The 1,620-nt window shown below is 43.2% G+C and carries 1 protein-coding gene; it reads left to right on the top strand.

The genetic code is table 11. The features are described 5' to 3' along the window. Positions 1–179: 179 nt before the first annotated feature. A complete protein-coding gene (locus tag CF651_RS30500) occupies positions 180–1,550 on the top strand; it encodes a transposase (protein WP_094018636.1) in 1,371 nt (456 codons plus the stop codon). The last annotated feature ends 70 nt before the right edge of the window (positions 1,551–1,620 follow it).

Here is a 1,620-nt window from a genome sequence, read left to right as displayed (position 1 = left end):
TAATGGACATGGTCAAGGTAGACGAAGGTTGAGAACTTATACTTTTTTTATCTGAATCAATTTCATAAATTGAATGCCTTGAGCAGCTTGAGTTTTTAAGACATGAAAAAAGGAGTACCTCCCCAAATCTCGAAGTGTTTAGTACCCCTACCATACACTGAGAGAAGGTTGGACTCCCTATGTACAGTATTCGCCAAGAAGAGCTATTTTCCTTGCAAGAACTATTAGAAATGTCTCCTAAAGATACTTACGCTTTAGTGTTTGAAACTCTAGACATTACACCCTTCTTAAAAGTGGTGTCCAAAAAGAGCCTAAACGGAAAGCCCACGGAGCTAAACTATGCTGCGATGCTGGTCTCCTTGTTCGTCAGGATTATGGAGCGAATTCCCACCATAAAGGATCTCATTAGACGCCTAACTCGAAGTGTGGAATTCAGTACACAGTGCGGATTTACAGGCTCAGATCGTATTCCAAGCGAGGCTTCTTACAGCAGAATGATTCAGAAACTGCAAGGCTCTTCCGTTTTTCAAGAGACGCATAACAGCTTGATTCATCAGGCGTTTCAAGAAGGGTTTATTGACGCAACTGTTGTCGCTATGGATGCCACACATATTGAGGCCAGAGACCGCCAGCCTAAAAAACAATCGACAGATAACGCCGACGAACTGCCAACTGAACTTCCGAAGAAGAAGCGCGGTCGCAAATCTAAAGCAGAACGGGATCAATGGCTGCAAGAACAGTTGGAATTAGAAGCAAACCGTCCTTTATTCGAGAAAAAGGTCGAAGAGCAGCTTCCATATTCATTTGCGGAACTATCTGAACACATTCCTCTTGCACCCGAATGGGGCGTTAAGAAGAACTCGGAAGGTAAGAACGTGTTCTGGTATGGCTTTAAAGGACATTTGCTCGTCGATTGCAAAAGCCAGTATATTCTTACCGCATTGCTGTCTTCCGGTAATGTCAATGATGCAAAGTTGGCCATTCCCTTACTAAAATCTCTGTCTGAGCATCATCCAAATCTGAAGGTTGATTACGTGCTTGCTGATGCCGGATATGACCTGGTTCCAATTTACCAACAGTCGCAGGATCTCGGAGCCAGAGCACTCATTGACTACAACCGACGAAACGAACAACCCATAGAGGGTAAGGATAAGTATTTCCGTCCTGTCTGCAAGGAAGGTCATAGCTACCGATACGACAGCTTCAATCCAAAGTACGAAACACTCAAATACACATCACCCAAAGAATGTGCCACTTGCCCCTTTAGCGATGGGGAGTGCCAGAAAGTTCACAAGGTGAAAGTGGAATCCGATGTTCGGAAATATACGGTTCCAGCTCGCGGCAGTGATCGTTACTACGAGTTGTACAAAAAGCGCACAGCAGTTGAGCGAGTTAACGCCTACTTGAAAGAATACTTTCAAGTAGGCAACATTCGTCATCGTGGAAAGCTAGCTACAGTCGATTTTCAGTTATCTTGTTTGGTGTATACAGCTTGTAAATTAACCGTCGATCTCGTGAAACTTCGTCGTTCTGGTAAAACTGCTGCGTAATCTTTTTTGAAATAGAACTTTGATTTTCTGATTCTACAGCTTCAAACAAAAATCATTATGAAATTGATTC

It is taken from the genome of Paenibacillus rigui (genome assembly GCF_002234615.1).
In the GTDB taxonomy this organism is placed as follows: Bacteria; Bacillota; Bacilli; order Paenibacillales; family NBRC-103111; genus Paenibacillus_S; species Paenibacillus_S rigui.
Note: the sequence above shows the minus strand (reverse complement) of the source record. Positions and strands in the feature narration are given on the sequence as shown.

Excerpts from the sequence above, each read along its gene's own strand:
- CF651_RS30500 (WP_094018636.1), top strand. The coding sequence starts at position 180 with ATGTACAGTATTCGCCAAGAAGAGCTATTTTCCTTGCAAGAACTATTA.